The sequence below is a fragment of the Campylobacter sp. RM5004 genome (assembly GCF_022369455.1).
In the GTDB taxonomy this organism is placed as follows: Bacteria; Campylobacterota; Campylobacteria; order Campylobacterales; family Campylobacteraceae; genus Campylobacter_E.
Genome location: NZ_CP059599.1, coordinates 1,720,145 through 1,735,206 on the forward strand (window position 1 = coordinate 1,720,145; position 15,062 = coordinate 1,735,206).

At 30.0% G+C, this 15,062-nt stretch carries 13 protein-coding genes; 5 read left to right on the forward strand and 8 right to left on the reverse strand.

What is annotated here, in order from left to right:
• Positions 1–18: 18 nt before the first annotated feature.
• The 5 genes from argH to AVANS_RS08555 are packed head-to-tail and all read right to left on the reverse strand — an operon-like array spanning position 19 to position 6,010.
• Positions 19–1,398 (reverse strand): argininosuccinate lyase, encoded by a 1,380-nt coding sequence (gene argH / locus AVANS_RS08535; RefSeq protein ID WP_239817456.1) that lies wholly within the window; start codon positions 1,396–1,398, stop codon positions 19–21.
• Positions 1,395–2,198, reverse strand: a complete 804-nt coding sequence (locus AVANS_RS08540; RefSeq protein ID WP_239817457.1) for a hypothetical protein — start codon at positions 2,196–2,198, stop codon at positions 1,395–1,397. Before AVANS_RS08540 ends, argH begins: the two co-directional genes overlap by 4 nt.
• A complete protein-coding gene (locus AVANS_RS08545) occupies positions 2,182–3,162 on the reverse strand; it encodes a nucleoside hydrolase (protein ID WP_239817458.1) in 981 nt (326 codons plus the stop codon). The genes AVANS_RS08540 and AVANS_RS08545 overlap by 17 nt, the downstream gene beginning before the upstream one ends.
• Entirely contained in the window at positions 3,159–4,505 is a 1,347-nt protein-coding gene (locus AVANS_RS08550; protein ID WP_239817459.1) for an MFS transporter, read from the reverse strand. The genes AVANS_RS08545 and AVANS_RS08550 overlap by 4 nt, the downstream gene beginning before the upstream one ends.
• An 8-nt stretch (positions 4,506–4,513) precedes the next feature.
• Positions 4,514–6,010 carry an inorganic phosphate transporter gene (locus tag AVANS_RS08555; RefSeq protein ID WP_239817460.1) on the reverse strand — a complete coding sequence of 499 codons (1,497 nt, stop codon included), beginning with the start codon at positions 6,008–6,010 and terminating at the stop codon, positions 4,514–4,516.
• Between the two features lie 147 nt (positions 6,011–6,157).
• Between AVANS_RS08555 and AVANS_RS08560 the strand changes: the two genes are divergently transcribed.
• Positions 6,158–7,453 carry an alanine/glycine:cation symporter family protein gene (locus AVANS_RS08560; RefSeq protein ID WP_239817461.1) on the forward strand — a complete coding sequence of 432 codons (1,296 nt, stop codon included), beginning with the start codon at positions 6,158–6,160 and terminating at the stop codon, positions 7,451–7,453.
• Positions 7,454–7,523: 70 nt separating this feature from the next.
• On the opposite strand, the gene AVANS_RS08565 is transcribed toward AVANS_RS08560, so the two are convergent.
• Entirely contained in the window at positions 7,524–8,633 is a 1,110-nt protein-coding gene (locus tag AVANS_RS08565) for a hypothetical protein (RefSeq protein WP_239817462.1), read from the reverse strand.
• 276 nt (positions 8,634–8,909) lie between these two features.
• Here AVANS_RS08565 and AVANS_RS08570 point away from each other — a divergent pair, with 276 nt between their 5' ends.
• The 3 genes from AVANS_RS08570 to AVANS_RS08580 all read left to right on the forward strand — a co-directional run bounded on the left by AVANS_RS08570 (position 8,910) and on the right by AVANS_RS08580 (position 11,779).
• Positions 8,910–9,677 (forward strand): MetQ/NlpA family ABC transporter substrate-binding protein, encoded by a 768-nt coding sequence (locus AVANS_RS08570; protein ID WP_239817463.1) that lies wholly within the window; start codon positions 8,910–8,912, stop codon positions 9,675–9,677.
• A gap of 9 nt (positions 9,678–9,686) precedes the next feature.
• Entirely contained in the window at positions 9,687–10,445 is a 759-nt protein-coding gene (locus tag AVANS_RS08575; RefSeq protein ID WP_239817464.1) for a class I SAM-dependent methyltransferase, read from the forward strand.
• Positions 10,446–10,510: 65 nt separating this feature from the next.
• Complete coding sequence (locus AVANS_RS08580) at positions 10,511–11,779, forward strand: MFS transporter (RefSeq protein WP_239817465.1); 1,269 nt, start codon at positions 10,511–10,513, stop codon at positions 11,777–11,779.
• Positions 11,780–11,820: 41 nt separating this feature from the next.
• On the opposite strand, the gene AVANS_RS08585 is transcribed toward AVANS_RS08580, so the two are convergent.
• The gene (locus tag AVANS_RS08585) at positions 11,821–12,273 is read right to left on the reverse strand and encodes a Dps family protein (protein WP_239817466.1); all 453 of its coding nucleotides are present in this window, start codon (positions 12,271–12,273) and stop codon (positions 11,821–11,823) included.
• Positions 12,274–12,433: 160 nt separating this feature from the next.
• Between AVANS_RS08585 and AVANS_RS08590 the strand changes: the two genes are divergently transcribed.
• Positions 12,434–13,507, forward strand: a complete 1,074-nt coding sequence (locus AVANS_RS08590; RefSeq protein WP_239817467.1) for a hypothetical protein — start codon at positions 12,434–12,436, stop codon at positions 13,505–13,507.
• 47 nt (positions 13,508–13,554) lie between these two features.
• Here AVANS_RS08590 and AVANS_RS08595 read toward each other — a convergent pair whose 3' ends face one another.
• Complete coding sequence (locus tag AVANS_RS08595; RefSeq protein ID WP_239817468.1) at positions 13,555–14,913, reverse strand: sodium:alanine symporter family protein; 1,359 nt, start codon at positions 14,911–14,913, stop codon at positions 13,555–13,557.
• Positions 14,914–15,062 lie beyond the last annotated feature (149 nt).

The window sequence follows — 15,062 nt, forward strand, 5'->3', positions numbered from 1 at the left end:
TCGGCTGTTTTAAAAAAGCTAATTCAAATTCTTTAACAAATCTTCTGCGTTTTTAAGCTGAATTAATACTGCTTCTTTTGAAGTTCCACCATATGAGTTGCGAAGATTTACGCAAGTATTTAAATCAATTGCTTTATAAATATCATCATCAATTAAATCACATTCAAGCCTTAATTCTTCTAAGCTTAAATCATCTAGCATTTTGCCTTTATTAATTGCATAACTTACGAGCTTTCCTGTAATTTCATGAGCTTTTCTAAATGGCACGCCTTTTTTTGCTAAATAATCAGCCAAATCAGTAGCATTTGAGTAGCCGTTTTTTGCAGCTTTTAACATATTTTCTTTAATAGGTTTTAGGTTTTTAAGTAAATTTGTAATGATTATTAAGCTATCTTGCAAAGTATCTTGAGTATCAAAAACATTTGCTTTATCTTCGCTCATATCGGTATTATATGCAAGTGGCAAGCCTTTCATAATAGTTAGCATTGCCATTAAATTACCATATACCCTACCCGTTTTGCCACGCATTTTTTCGCATACATCAGGATTTTTCTTTTGTGGCATTATGCTTGAACCTGTGCAAAAATCATCGCTTAGCTCAATAAATTTATAATCATTTGAATTAAATATAATCAATTCTTCACAAAGGCGTGAAAGATGGCTAAAGCAAATCGCACTCACGCTACAAAACTCAAGCATATAATCTCTATTGCTAACACTATCAATGCTATTTTCACTTGGCTTTGCAAAGCCAAGCTCATGGGCTGTAAAAAATCTATCTATATTAAAAGTTGTTCCTGCAAGTGCAGCTGAGCCTAGAGGACATTCATTAAGTGAGTTAAAAAGATTGCCAAATCTATCAAAATCTCTTTTAAACATCCAAAAATAAGCCATAATCCAATGAGAATATAATATCGGTTGAGCTGTTTGAAGATGAGTAAATCCTGGCATAATTAAATCTAAATTTGTCTTAGCTTGGTTTAAAATCTCTTGCATTAAGTCCTTTAGATTAGCTCTAATTCCTAATACAAATTCCTTCATTTGCATTATCTCATCTACTGCTATTTGATCGTTTCTACTTCTTGCTGTATGCAGCTTGCCTGCACTTTCTCCTATTAATTCTTTTAGCCTTTTTTCAATAGCCATATGAATATCTTCATCGCTTATATTAAAGCTAAAAGTATCGTTTAAAAACTCATCTTTTATAAGTTCTAAACCTTTTAAAATCTCATTAGCTTCAAGCTCATTTATAATGCCTTGATTTTTTAGCATTTTTGCATGTGCAATGCTTCCTTTTATATCTATTAAGGCAAGTCTTTTTTCTAATGGTAAAGTTGCTGTGTAGTTTTCTACTAAAGTATTAGTAGCTTTGCTAAATCTTCCACCCCACAATTTCATTCTTTTAATACTCCTTCTTTTAATCCATAAGCTGAGATTATAAACTCATAGTCTTTAAATAAGTTATTTATAAAAAATGCCCCACAATATACTGCAAAATCTCTATTAGCTCCTAGCATTAGCTCTCTTTCCTTTTTGCTTGAGTTTTCAATAAAATTTATTAGATTATTTAATTCATCTTTATTAACTTTTGAATTATGATATACTAAATCATCTATCTCATTATAAGGCGTGTTTGCTTGAATACTCTTTGCAAATATACCTGTTTTAGAAGCTAAAACAATAGGTCTAGGATAATTCTTTAATTCACTTTCATATGGGCTTAAAAGCTCTTTTGCATAGTCTTTTATATCTAAATTATTTGCTTTTACATGCTTATAAAATGATAAAAGTCCTATATCTAGCATTAAGCTTTTATCATTTGAGCTAATTTCTGTTGAATACCCACCAACATCAACTAAGGTAAAATCTCCATCTAGCCCAACCCCAAGTCTAGTTAGCCTTGCTTCTTCGCTTTGACTTAATATTCTAAGCTTAAAGCCAAATCTAAGCTCAAGTAATTTTGCTATCTCGTTAGCGTTTTTGCTCTTTCTAAATATAGCCGTTGCAACTACTTTTGCCTTGCTTAAGTCATATTCAAGCTCGCTAAGTGCATTAATTAAAACCTTAATTCCTTCATCATTAATGCACTCATTTTCATAAAATAGCCCTAAGTTTAAAACCTTTTCATAGTTTTTTAAAACCTCATCAAAAACAGCTATTTTTAAAGTATTTGAGCCTATATCAATTGCTAAATTCATCTAAAGTTGCCTTTATTAATCTTAGTAATTTTTCATTATCAATATCTCTTAACACCTTTACAAGGCTTAATTTAGAAGTATCAATACCTATATTCATATTAAGAACTTTATCATATCTTGTGCTTTTGCCCCTTGCTTCGCCACAAGTTTCCACATCTACATAATACTCATCACTTTTACAAATACTTGAATCTAGCAAATAAGCAATCACTAAAGCATCATGTATCCAAGTGCCAATGCTACCCCTTGTAAGCTCTGCATAACTTATCCAAGGTTTTATGCTTTTGTATAAAAAATCACATAATTTATTATTAATTGCTCTAATTTCTTCTAAATCACTATGCTGTAAGCTTGTTTGCATTGTGATATTGTATGGTGCTAGTGTGATTTTTGCCCCACTTCTTAAGACTATTCTAGCGGCTTCAGGGTCAAAGCCAAAATTAGTATCCTTAGGGTATTTACTCATATCAAATACCCCGCCCATAATTACAATTTCTTTTACATTTTTTGCAAAATTACTATCTAAAACACAGGCTTGAGCGATATTTGTAAGCGGTCCAATGGCACAAACAATAAGCTCATTTTTATAAACTCTTGCTAATTCGCATAATTTATAAACAGCGTTATGTTTGGCGTTTTTATAAGTTTTAATAGGCTTAAAATCTTGCCATAAATGCTCTAATTTAAAATTATAAACACTCTCATCAAGTCTTTTTCTCCAAGGCTTTTCATCTTCTAATAAAGCCTTGCTTGAGCCTAAAAATACAGGAACTTTTACTCCTAATTCCGAAATCAAATTCCTTGCAACTGCATAAGCTAGATGATTACTTACATTACCACTTAATGTAGTAATCGCTTTTAAATCAATTTTTTTACTTGCAAGTGCAAGTGCTAGAGCTAATCCATCATCAGTATTAGCCCCGCAAACTCCATTTCCTATATCGGTGTCAATTACAATTTTCATATAGCATCTTCAACTAAATTTAAATCCCTACCCCTAGTCTCAGGAGCAAAAAATGTAGTAACAAATCCAATTCCAGCAGTTAATATAAAATAAGCTGCAATTAAGTGCCAATTACCTGTAAGACTTAGGAAAAAACTAGCGAGCATTGGTGCAGTTCCACCTGATAAAATACCACCTATTTCTTTTGCTAGTGCCATTTTTGTATAACGATTTTTGCAACCAAACATCTCAACTCCATAAGCTGCTTGAACTCCAAAAATACCAAGTGATGCAAGGCACATTCCTACAACAATTACGCTAATTACGATTATTTCATCTTTACTATCAAGCAACATAAATGCAGGAATTGCATAAATCATAAGCAATAAACAAAATATTCTATACATAATACGACGACCAAATTTATCACTTAAAAATCCTGCTAAAGGAATTACTAAAAAGCCTAAAATTGAAGCAATTAATACCCCAGTAGTTGCAACTTGTTTATCAAGTAAAAGCACCTTAGTTACATAACCAACGATAAAACCTTGAGCTAAATATGAAGGTCCATTTTCTCCAATTCTAAGCCCCACCATTATCCAAAATGCTTTTGTTCTTTGCCAAAAGCTTTTGTTGTCTTCAGTGTATGATTTTAGATTTTCTTCTCTTGTGTTTTGCATTAATTCAAGTTGCTTTGCAAATACAGGAGTTTCTCCTACAAAGCGTCTTAAATATAAAGCAAATAAAGCTATTAAAAAGCTAAATATAAAAGGCAATCTCCAGCCCCATTCTAAAAAGTCTTCTTTATTCATAAAGCTAAGTAAAAACCAAATCCCACTAGCAATTAATGTCCCACTATTAGAGCCTAAAGCTATTATTGATGATACTAAACCACGATTTTTACTAGGTGCATATTCGCCTAACATAATAGCTCCACCACTAAGCTCGGCTCCAGCACCAAAACCTTGTAAGAATCTTAAAACTACTAATAATAATGGTGCAAAAATACCAATACTTGCATAAGATGGAATAAAGCCTATTAAAGTTGTAGCAATTCCCATTAAGAATATAGTTATCATCATAACTTTTTTACGACCATATTTATCACCCATCTTACCAAAGAATAATGCTCCAATAGGTCTTGCAACAAAGCCTACTCCAAAGGTTGCAAAGCTTAGCATTAGAGCGATTATAGGCGTTTGCTCAGGATAAAAAATCTCACTAAAAACAGTTGCAGCTGCAAGGCCGTATAATGCAAAGTCTGCATACTCCATAGCAGTTCCTAACCAGCAACTAATTATTGCATTCTTAAAAGACTTCTTGCCTTCACTTGTTTTTAAAATGTCATCTTGAATTTGATTCATTAATACTCCTAAAATAAATAATAAAGTAAGCTTAAAAATAACGCAGACATCAATGCGCTTGCAGGTAAAGTAATAACCCATGCTAAGCCTATTGGTTTCATCATTTTCCAATTTGCGTTTTTATTAAATACGCCGATTCCTAAAACTGCTCCTATTAGAATATGAGTTGAGCTAATTGGAATTCCTAGTTGAGTTGCTAATAAAATTACAATAGCTGAAGCAAACTCAGCACTAAAGCCTGTGGTTGGCTTTATTTTTGCTAGATTTTTACCAACGGTTTTAATAACGCTTTTTCCTAAAAACCAAAGTCCAGCAACCAATGATATACCAAATACAAGCATTACTATTGTTGGCACTGCTGAAGTTGGATTTACTTTATCGGTATGTAAAATATCTAAAATCGCTGCAAATGGTCCAACTGCATTTGAAATATCGTTTGCTCCGTGCGAAAAGGCAAAGGTGCAAGCTGTAAAGATTTGAAACCATGAAAAAATACGATTTACTGCTTTTTTTGGTTCGCCTTTTTTCATAATATTAATAATTCCAACGCAGATTATATAAGCACTTATAGTAATTAATAAAATTATTAAAGCAAGGCTAAAATGACTTAGTCCTGTATCAACATTTTTTAAAGCTTTAAAAAATAACATAGATGAGATTACAAAAGCAATTAAAGCAGCTAAAACAGGTATGCGTTTGCTTAAAAATCCACTAACATCAACGGCTTTTTCACGCTTTGAGAATTCTTTCAATCTATTTGAATATTCGCCCTTTTCGTTAAGTAAAATGCCGTAAAGTTCGCTATATTGCTTTGATTTTTCGCTTTGCATAAAATCATCTATATATTGCTTTTTATATTCTTCTTTATCTTTTTTGATTTGCTTTAGAGCTATTGTTTTTTCTTTTGTTGGAATTACTATGAACTTATAAACTAAAGAATAAACAAAATAACTTAAAAGTCCGCCTAAAACAGGAGAAACAAACCAGCTTAAAACAATAGTTCCTATTCCACTCCAGCTAACTTCACTTGAATTATTTTGTGAAATAAAACCTAGTGCTAAGGCTGAACCTAAAATACCACCTACGATAGAATGAGTTGAGCTAACAGGTAAAGATTTAAATGTAGCTATAAATATCCAAACACTAGCAGCACATAAAGCACTCATCATAACATAAGCAAAATGAATAGGCTCTATATTATCTTTAACGCTAACAATTCCACTTCTAATAGTTGCAGTTACTTCAGCACCAGCAAAAAACGCTCCACTAAACTCAAAAATCGCAGCTATTATTAAAGCTTGTTTAATGCTAAGTGTTTTTGCTCCAACGCTAGTTCCAAAAGCATTTGCAACATCGTTTGCTCCTATATTAAAAGCTAAAAATACTCCAAAAATAGCAGCTATTGTAAAAAACACATAAGAATTAGTGGTTGAATAGCCCCAAAACAAAAAGCTAACACAAACGATAGCAAAAATTATCGTTATTACAATGTTTTCTCTTGACATACCTTTCCTTTAATAAAAATATGGCTAATTATAGACTAAAAAGAAAGGCTTAGTTTTCTTGAATGTAAAATCTTTGTAAAATTATCGTAAAGGCTTTTTTACTCTTTTATAAACTTATTTTTTTATTATCTTAAAATAGGAGAAAAAATGTATTTTGATAAATTAGCCGAAATTTTAAACTTGATTAATGATTATTTGTATTCAAATATTTTAGTTTTTATGTTGATTTTTACGGGGGTGTTTTTCTCGTTTTACTTAGCATTTCCACAACTTCATATTAAAAATATTTTTAAGATTTTATTAAATAAACCAAAAGAAAAAAACCTAAGCTCTTATGAAGCTTTTTTGATTTCTAGTGGAGCAAAAATAGGCGTTGGAAATATAATAGGCGTTAGCATTGCTATTTCAACTGGTGGTTCTGGGGCTATTTTTTGGATGTGGGTTTTTGCGTTTTTTGGAGCTGCGAGTGCGTTTTGCGAAAGCACTTTGGCTCAAATTTATAAGCGTAAAGATGATAAAAAGTATTATGGTGGAGTGGCGTTTTATATAAAATATGGCTTGGGTTTAAACACTCTTGCTATATGTTTTGCTATATTTTTAATCCTTGCTGATATTGTAGGCTTTAATGCTTTGCTTGGTTTTAGTATTAAAAATCATCTTGATTTTAAATATAGTGAGATTTTAATCACGCTTGTTGCTGCTTTTATATTTTTTAATGGAATAAGTTTTGGTAAAAAAATCGTTCCTTTTATGATTGTTTCTTATTTGCTTCTTGCTCTTTATGTTTTTATTAGATATTTTGATTTAAATGTGATTTTGCAAATATTTTATAATGCTTTTAATCTAAATAGTGCAGGTGGTGGCTTGCTTGGAAGTGTGATTGTAATAGGTGCTAAGCGTGGATTATTTTCAAATGAAGCAGGTATGGGAAGCGCTCCAAATGTCGCTGCTAGTGTAGAATGCGCTCATCCTTGCGAGCAAGGTTTTGTGCAAAGTTTTTCTGTTCTTATGGATTTATTAGTTTGCACTGCTAGTGCTGTGTTTGTTTTATTTGCTAAGGGAAATTACGAAATTAATGAAGCTTTTAGATTTTATTTTGGAGATTTTGGCTCGTTTATTTTAAGCTTTTTTATAATTTTGTTTTGTCTTACTTCATTTTATGGCAATTATTATTATTCTAAGGCTAATTTATTGTTTATTACACAACGCAAAACAGCTTTAATAATATTTAACATCATAGCTATTTTATGTGTTTTTATGGGGACTTTAGCTGAATTAAAATTTGTATGGAATTTGGCTGATTTTTTAATGTTTTTTACAACTATTATAAATCTAATTGCGATTTTTATGTTAAGAAAATTAGTCTTAAAAAGTATTAAAAATTATAAATCTAACAAAGACTTTAAAGAGTTAAACACTAGCAATACCCCAGCTTGGAACTAAGAATTTGAAATTCCTATTTCAAATTCTTAAGCCTTGGTTTTATCTAAAAACCTAGTTAATAAAAATATTTTTATATTTGCACTCTTTTATAAAAATCTTTAGCACTAGTTCTAAAATCATTTGAATAATTATTGTTTAGTAAAGCGTCTACTGCTAGGCTTTGGCTTAGCTCTTTTACCTTTTTGCTTAGTTTCTTCTCATCTTCAAATCTGTCTAAATAATCTTGGATTTTTTCTTTGCTAAGTCCTGTTAGAAATTCTAGCTTTGAAATATCTATGCCTTCTTTTGGGTCTAGTTTGCTTAAAGCATCTTCTATAAGCATTCTTTCTTTATATTCATCTTTAATCTTAGTTGCACCGCTATCACTTACTTTTAGTCCTTGTGTGCCACCTAGAAAACTAACAAATAATCCTGCATTAGAAATCTCGCCATCTTTTATGTATGGACTTAAATCAAAATTAAGTTTTCTACTATTATTTACACTTAAATCATAATCAAACTTAAAGCCTATTTTTAAAGCATCATCTTTACTCTCATAATATTTATTTCCTACATTTGCCTGTGAATAATCAAATGTGTAGCCATTATTGATTTTAAGCCCTATTAAATCAACATAATTTGGCATATTAGAAATATCATCTTTGCTAAAGTTATTTACATCTCCTACGATTTGCTCATATAATCTAAATTGATGTTTGATAGTGTCTGCATAATCAATATTTTCATAAATATTATTAAAAATTCCTACCTGTGGCATAGTCATAAGATTACTTTGCCTTGAGATTTCTTTAAGCGTGCTTGAATGTATTTTAAAATCATCTGGCAAATTAGCAGCCTTGTTAAAATCAGCTCCTAAAAAGCCACTACTATCAACACTATAACCAAATTCCGTGCTATTAAAAACTCTAGCTTTCATCAATTCGTTTTGTTTAGAAATACTAGCGTTGATTTTTGTTAAATCGTTATCAAATACTTTAAATCTTGAATCGTTAAACCTATCTATAAAAATATTTGAAGCGTCTATTATGTCTTTATCTAGCGAATACTCAGCTTGAGTTTCTAGCTTAGGATTTACCCTTGCAAACTCACTTGCAAAAATAGATGAAAACGAAACACCTGCAGCCTTTTGAGCTTTTTGAAGTTTTGCTTCATCAAAAATTGAAATACTTTCTACCCTCATTTATCTTCCTTTAACGTTTTATTTAAAAAGCAAAAAGTATTCCTAAAATAGTTTCATAACTACACATAAAATGATAAATATTATAAAAAATATACACTTATTAAATCTATATAAGTAGTATTGAAAAAACAAAAAAGGAACTTCAATGATGCAGATGCGATAGCGTCTAGCTAAAACTTTCTAGCTAGACGCATAAATTAAGAATAAAGCAAGCGAATAGCTAGAAAGAAAATGATAAACATTTTCTTCTAATTACAAAATAATTAAAGGAAAATTATGAAAAAATTATTAATATCTTTATGTTTGTTAGGTCTAGTAAATGCTAATGATAAAATAATTAGCATAGGTGTTACTCCGTATCCAACTGCAATGATTTTAGAAAATGTAAAAGACTTAGTTGCTGAGCAAGGTTATGAATTAAAAATAGTTGAATTTAATGATTATATTTTGCCAAATTATGCAGTAAATGATGAAGAATTAGATGCGAATTTTACCCAAACAAAGCCTTTTTTAGATAGCTTTAACGAAGAGCGTGGAAGTGATTTAGTAAGTGCAGGAAAGATTTTTATAGGACCTATGGCAGCTTATTCAAAAACTATAAAAAATATAAAAGATTTGCCTAAAAATGCTTTAGTTTATATTCCAAGCGATCCTATTAATGGAACTAGAGCTTTAGAATTATTAGCAAAAAGTAATTTGATAGAATTTAGCGAAAACTCTAAAACAAAAACCATTTTAGATATAAGCAAAAATCCACTAAATCTTAATATAAAAGAAATAGAAGCACCACAATTAACAAGAACCCTAAATGAGTGCGATTTAGCAGTAATTAATACAAATTACGCATTACTTGCTAAGCTAAATCCTATTAAAGATTCAATACTGCATGAAGATAGCACAAGTGATTATGCAAGCGTTTTAGCTGTTAAGAGTAAAAATATAAACTCTCAAAAAACAAAAGTTCTTCTTAAAGCAATGCAAAGTGAAAAAATGAGAGAATTTTTAAATAAAAATTTCAAGGATATATTAATTCCTAGTTTTTAAAGGATAAATATGCTAAAAGCTGCAAATATTTCTAAAATCTCTTTTGCTTCTTTATATAAAGAGCAAAAGAGCTTAAGTGATTTTAAGAGCAAAAGTCCTAATGAATGGGATAAAAAAGCTAATAGTTTTAGTGATTTTAAAAAGCATGAAATTTATGTTAAAGAGTTTTTAAAAAGGGTTAATTTTAAAGATTGTTCTAGTTTGCTTGACTTTGCTTGTGGGAGTGGCTTTTTAGCACAATACTCTAATTTAGACGATATTACATTATGTGATTTTTCATCTAAAATGCTAGAAATTGCTAAACAAAATTGCCCTAATGCTAAGATTATTAATGGCTCATTTGATGATTTAAACGGCTCTTGGGATTTGGTGTATGCTAGTAGATGTTTAGATGTTTTAGACTTAGAAAGTGCTTTAAAAACCTTGCTTAAAGTTTGCAATAAAAGACTTTATTTTACTTATAAAATAGATAATTCTTACATTCATGAAAAAATAATAAATGCCTTAGATTTAGATATAATCGCAACTCCAAATTATATTTATGCGGCAAATATTTTGCACGAATTAGGATATTTTTTCACACTTGATAAAATAAGCATAAAAAATGAAAATTATTATAAAGATTATGAAAGTTTGAAAAAAAGCGTTGAGTTTTCTTACAAAACACTAAATCCTATTCAAGATGAAAAATTACAAGAATTATTCAAAAATGACAAAGATTTAAACAAACAAGAACTAAGCTGGGCTTTATTTTGCGTTGAAAAATAATTCATATTAAATTAGTGGTAAATAAAATTAGGAGTAAAATAATCTTTTATCAAAAAGGATAGATTATGAATAAAAACACCATAATTTTAAGCTTTATAATTGCATCAAGATTTTTTGGACTTTTTATAGTATTGCCTGTAATTAGCCTTTATTCGCATGAATTAGAAGGAGCTAATAATGTTTTAGCAGGTCTTATTGTTGGTATTTATGCGATATTTCAAATGATTTTTAGCATTCCATTCGGAGCTATTAGTGATAAAATCGGGCGTAAAAAAACAATGTTTATAGGACTAATTATTTTTATAATAGGTTGTTTAATCTGTGCTAATGCAAATGATATTTATACCATGCTAGCTGGTAGGATTTTGCAAGGTATGGGGGCTATTGGCGGTGTTGCAACTGCGATGATTGCTGATCTTACAAGTGAAAAAGATAGAGCAAAAGCAATGGCTTTAATGGGCGGTGCTATTGGACTTAGCTTTGTTGTAGCTATTGTGAGTGGTTCTCTTGTTGCTAGTTTTTTTGGTCTTGGGGCTTTATTTTATATTAGTGCGATTTTAAGTGTTTTATGTGTTGTTTTATTGTGGTTTTTGCCAAAAGAAACAGCTTGGCAAAAGCAAGATAAAATCCCTTTTAAAGAAGCATTTTTAAGTGCAAATCTAAATAAACTTTATATAACCTGTTTTTTACAAAAAATGCTAACTTCAAGCACATTTATGATAATTCCACTTAGTTTTGTAAATGTATTTCATAAAAATAGCGATGATTTGTGGATAGTTTATAGTGTTGCTATGTTTTTTGGATTTTTAGCGATGGGAGTTGGTGGAGTTGTAGGCGAATCAAAAGGCAAAAGCAAAACGATTTTACTTAGCGGAGTTGCTTTATTTTGCTTATCTTCACTTGTGTTTTTAAGCTCAAATTATTATTTATTTTTCTTAGCTGTTGTGATGTATTTCATTGCATTTTGCTTACATGAACCTATTATGCAAAGCTCAATTTCTAAGATTTGCAAAGCAAGACAAAAAGGCTTAGTTTTAGGATTTTCTAATTCTTGCGGATATTTTGGCTCGTTTTTAGGAGCGTTTTTGTGTGGTGTTTTTATGCAAGCAAATTTACATGATGAGTTTTTAATAATTATTGCAATTATTTGTGTAGCTTGGTTTGTTATGCTAAAAAACATGGATAATCCGAATGATTATAAAACTTACAAATCTACAAGCTTACCTAAAGTAGAAAATGAATTTATAATTGATATTAATAAAAAAGATGATTTTTATTTGATTAAATACAATCGTGCAAAATTAAGTGAAGAAGAATTAAAAGCTTTATTTTAAGAAAAGAATTTGAAATAGGAATTTCAAATTCTTTTTATTAATTACTTAACGCAGCAGCTAGTTGCACCTGTGCTTTTTAGCATCCAAATTGACTTTTCATATCCTGCGATTTGCTCTTGAGCATAAGCTGCAGTTGTTGTATCGCCTGCATCTTCAGCTAATTTGTTTAGCTTTTTAAACTCAGCTAGTAAGTATTCATAATCAGCTAAAATTAAACCTACTAATTCAGTTGCCTCAAAGCAAGTTTTATCAGTTGTAGGGGCTTTTGAAGTTTCCATTAAAACTTTTGGGCAAACTATTGCTTTATGTCCTAATTGCAATAATCTTTCTGCACAATCATCAAACATAGTAGCCATTTTTTCGTAAGCTTCTTCAGTATATGAATGAAGAGCGAAAAATTGTAAGCCTTTTACATTCCAGTGATAGTTGTGAAACTTTAAAAATAATGCGTGAGCATCAGCTTGTAATTGTAATAATTGTTTTTCTAATGACATTTTGTCTCCTTTAATTTGAATTTGTTTTGAAATTATAACTCAAAATAATTAATTAAAAATTTATCAAATAATAATTTTTATTATTTAAAGATAATTTTAATAATCTCTTTTATTAAAAACATATTGATATACTTTATAAATTACAAAAAAAGGAGATGTTATGAAAAAATTACTTGCTTTAAGTGCAGTAGCAATTGCTTTCATAGGATGTGGTGGCAACAAAATCAGCGATGAAGCTACTAAAAATTTTGAAAATGGGCTTAATAAAGAATTAAAAGAATCTTTTGCAGCTGTTAATGCTCTAGTTTATTTAGCAACAGGCACACCAGTAAGCCTTAAAACCGATGGATATAAGTGCGAAAATAAAAGCTCTTATATAAGTTGCAAAAATGCTAGTATAGATATAAATATTGATAATCCTAATGGTGGTGGTGTTGAGCTTGATATTCTTCATGTTAAAAATATTAGCTTAGAAACAAATGCTATTTATACAGGCAATAAAAAAGGTGAAATCAGCATTAAAGAAGCACTTGAATCTATGCCAAAAGAAGTTTATACAAAAAGCAAAATTGAATCAATTACAATTGGTCATGTTGTAAATAGTATGCTTGCTTATCAAAGTCTTGTAAATGCTAATTTGTCTGAACTAACTAAGATTGCAGGCGATGAATACGAAATCTCAAGCAATATTACGGGTAAAAACATTACAAAAAATGGCAATATGCAAATAAATACGAGAATTTTTGGTAAAAATAACAAAAACGAATTTAATGTAGTTTTTGATTTTGATGTTTTAGCAAAAATGTTTGATATGTTTGAAAAATACGGAATGAAATACGATACAGAAAATCCAAATAGCACAAGTTCTAGTAATAAATTAGCAGGATTAAAAGCAGAAGATTATGTAGGAACGCTTTTACTTAATAAATTAAATACTAATTTAGTAATTTACAATGACTTAACAAATATAAAAAATATCATTGATAAAGACCTAAACAAAGCTCCTAAGCCTTTAGCTGATTTAATAAATACAATTTTTGAAAACAAACCACACAAAATTGCACAAGTTTTTGAGATAAAAAACAAATTTGATATTTTACAAGCTATTGCAGATAAAGATAGTGGAAAATATTCAGACGAACAACTTGAAAAAGATATCAAAAATATAAACTTTAAAATCAATAATGTGGATATGATACAACTAATTAAAGAACTTGATAGTTCAAAACTATAAAACAAAATCCTATTTCAAATTCTAGAATTTGAAATAGGAATTACAAATTATTTTTTCTTACTTTCGTTAAATTTTACTAATTCTTTTTTTACAATAGGAGCTAATAAAAATAATGCTAAAACATTCGGTAATACCATTAAAGTATTACATAAATCAGAAATACTCCAAACTAAATCAAGCTTAAGCATTGCACCTATAAAAATACATAAAACAAATACTACCTTAAATATAGGCAAAGCTTTGTTTGAGAATAGATATTGCACATTAATTTGTGCGAAATAATACCAGCCAATAATAGTTGTAAATGCAAAAAACACAAGGCAGATTGCAAGAAGTTTTACACCAATACTTCCAAAAGCTATGCTAAATGCAGAAGTTGTAAGCTCAATTCCGCTTAAGCTTAAATCAGCACCGCTAAGTAAGATTATAAGAGCAGTTGCTGTGCAAATAAATGCAGTGTCAATAAATACTGCAAGCATAGCAACAAAACCTTGAGAAACAGAGTTTTTAGTAGTTGCGCTTGCATGTGCGTGTGGAGTGCTTCCCATACCTGCTTCATTAGCAAAAAGCCCTCTAGCAACTCCATATCTAATAGCTTCTTTTATTCCAATTCCAACAGCACCACCAGCTACTGCTTCAAGTCCAAAAGCTTGCTTAAAAATCATAGAAAATACATTACCAATATTTTCGTGAAATGTTATTAAAATATATACTGCAACTAAAACATAAAATATAGCCATAAAAGGCACTACAAGTTCAGCAAATCTAGCAATTCTCTTAACCCCACCAATTACCACAAACCCTGCAATAATTGCTGTAATTGCTCCTGTAATTTTTAAATCTACTCCAAATGCTTGATGAATTGAGCCTGAAATTGAATTGCTTTGTGTCATTTGACCTGCACAACCTAGAGCAATAATGATTGCAATAGCGAAAAATCCTGCTAAAAAATTGCAAAATTTAGCGCCTAATTTCTTTTTAAGACCAAGCTTTATATAAAACGCAGGACCACCTATATAATGTCCATTTTGCCATACTTTATAGCGTTGTGCTAAAACACCTTCAGCTAAAATAGTAGCCATTCCTAAAAATGCACTAGCCCACATCCAAAAAATAGCCCCAGCACCACCTAAATTAATAGCAGTAGCAACGCCTATGATATTTCCTGTTCCAACTTGAGCTGAGATTGAAATCATCATAGCTTGAAGAGCTGTAATACCTGAGTTTTTGTTTTTGCCCTTTTTAAATAAATCGCCAAAACTTGCATTAAGACCTTCTTTAAAATAGCGAAATTGTGGTAAGCCAAGATAAATTGTAAAAATCAGCCCTATTCCAACAAGAGCAAATACTAGCACATAGGCAACTAAAACGCCGTTTATTTGTTCAATAAAACTGTGAAAATCCATATGAAAAACCTTGTTTTAAAGTTAAAAAGTATAAAGTGTAGCAAAAAAATTAAAGATTTAGCTTAATTTATAGTGTAAAAACAACTATTTAATAAAAAATTTTTAATAAATTATATCAATCCCAACCCAAACTCTAAAAGAATTTGGAT

Coding starts and splice junctions, on each gene's coding strand:
- argH (WP_239817456.1), bottom strand. CDS start 1,398: ATGAAATTGTGGGGTGGAAGATTTAGCAAAGCTACTAATACTTTAGTA.
- AVANS_RS08540 (WP_239817457.1), bottom strand. CDS start 2,198: ATGAATTTAGCAATTGATATAGGCTCAAATACTTTAAAAATAGCTGTT.
- AVANS_RS08545 (WP_239817458.1), bottom strand. CDS start 3,162: ATGAAAATTGTAATTGACACCGATATAGGAAATGGAGTTTGCGGGGCT.
- AVANS_RS08550 (WP_239817459.1), bottom strand. CDS start 4,505: ATGAATCAAATTCAAGATGACATTTTAAAAACAAGTGAAGGCAAGAAG.
- AVANS_RS08555 (WP_239817460.1), bottom strand. CDS start 6,010: ATGTCAAGAGAAAACATTGTAATAACGATAATTTTTGCTATCGTTTGT.
- AVANS_RS08560 (WP_239817461.1), top strand. CDS start 6,158: ATGTATTTTGATAAATTAGCCGAAATTTTAAACTTGATTAATGATTAT.
- AVANS_RS08565 (WP_239817462.1), bottom strand. CDS start 8,633: ATGAGGGTAGAAAGTATTTCAATTTTTGATGAAGCAAAACTTCAAAAA.
- AVANS_RS08570 (WP_239817463.1), top strand. CDS start 8,910: ATGAAAAAATTATTAATATCTTTATGTTTGTTAGGTCTAGTAAATGCT.
- AVANS_RS08575 (WP_239817464.1), top strand. CDS start 9,687: ATGCTAAAAGCTGCAAATATTTCTAAAATCTCTTTTGCTTCTTTATAT.
- AVANS_RS08580 (WP_239817465.1), top strand. CDS start 10,511: ATGAATAAAAACACCATAATTTTAAGCTTTATAATTGCATCAAGATTT.
- AVANS_RS08585 (WP_239817466.1), bottom strand. CDS start 12,273: ATGTCATTAGAAAAACAATTATTACAATTACAAGCTGATGCTCACGCA.
- AVANS_RS08590 (WP_239817467.1), top strand. CDS start 12,434: ATGAAAAAATTACTTGCTTTAAGTGCAGTAGCAATTGCTTTCATAGGA.
- AVANS_RS08595 (WP_239817468.1), bottom strand. CDS start 14,913: ATGGATTTTCACAGTTTTATTGAACAAATAAACGGCGTTTTAGTTGCC.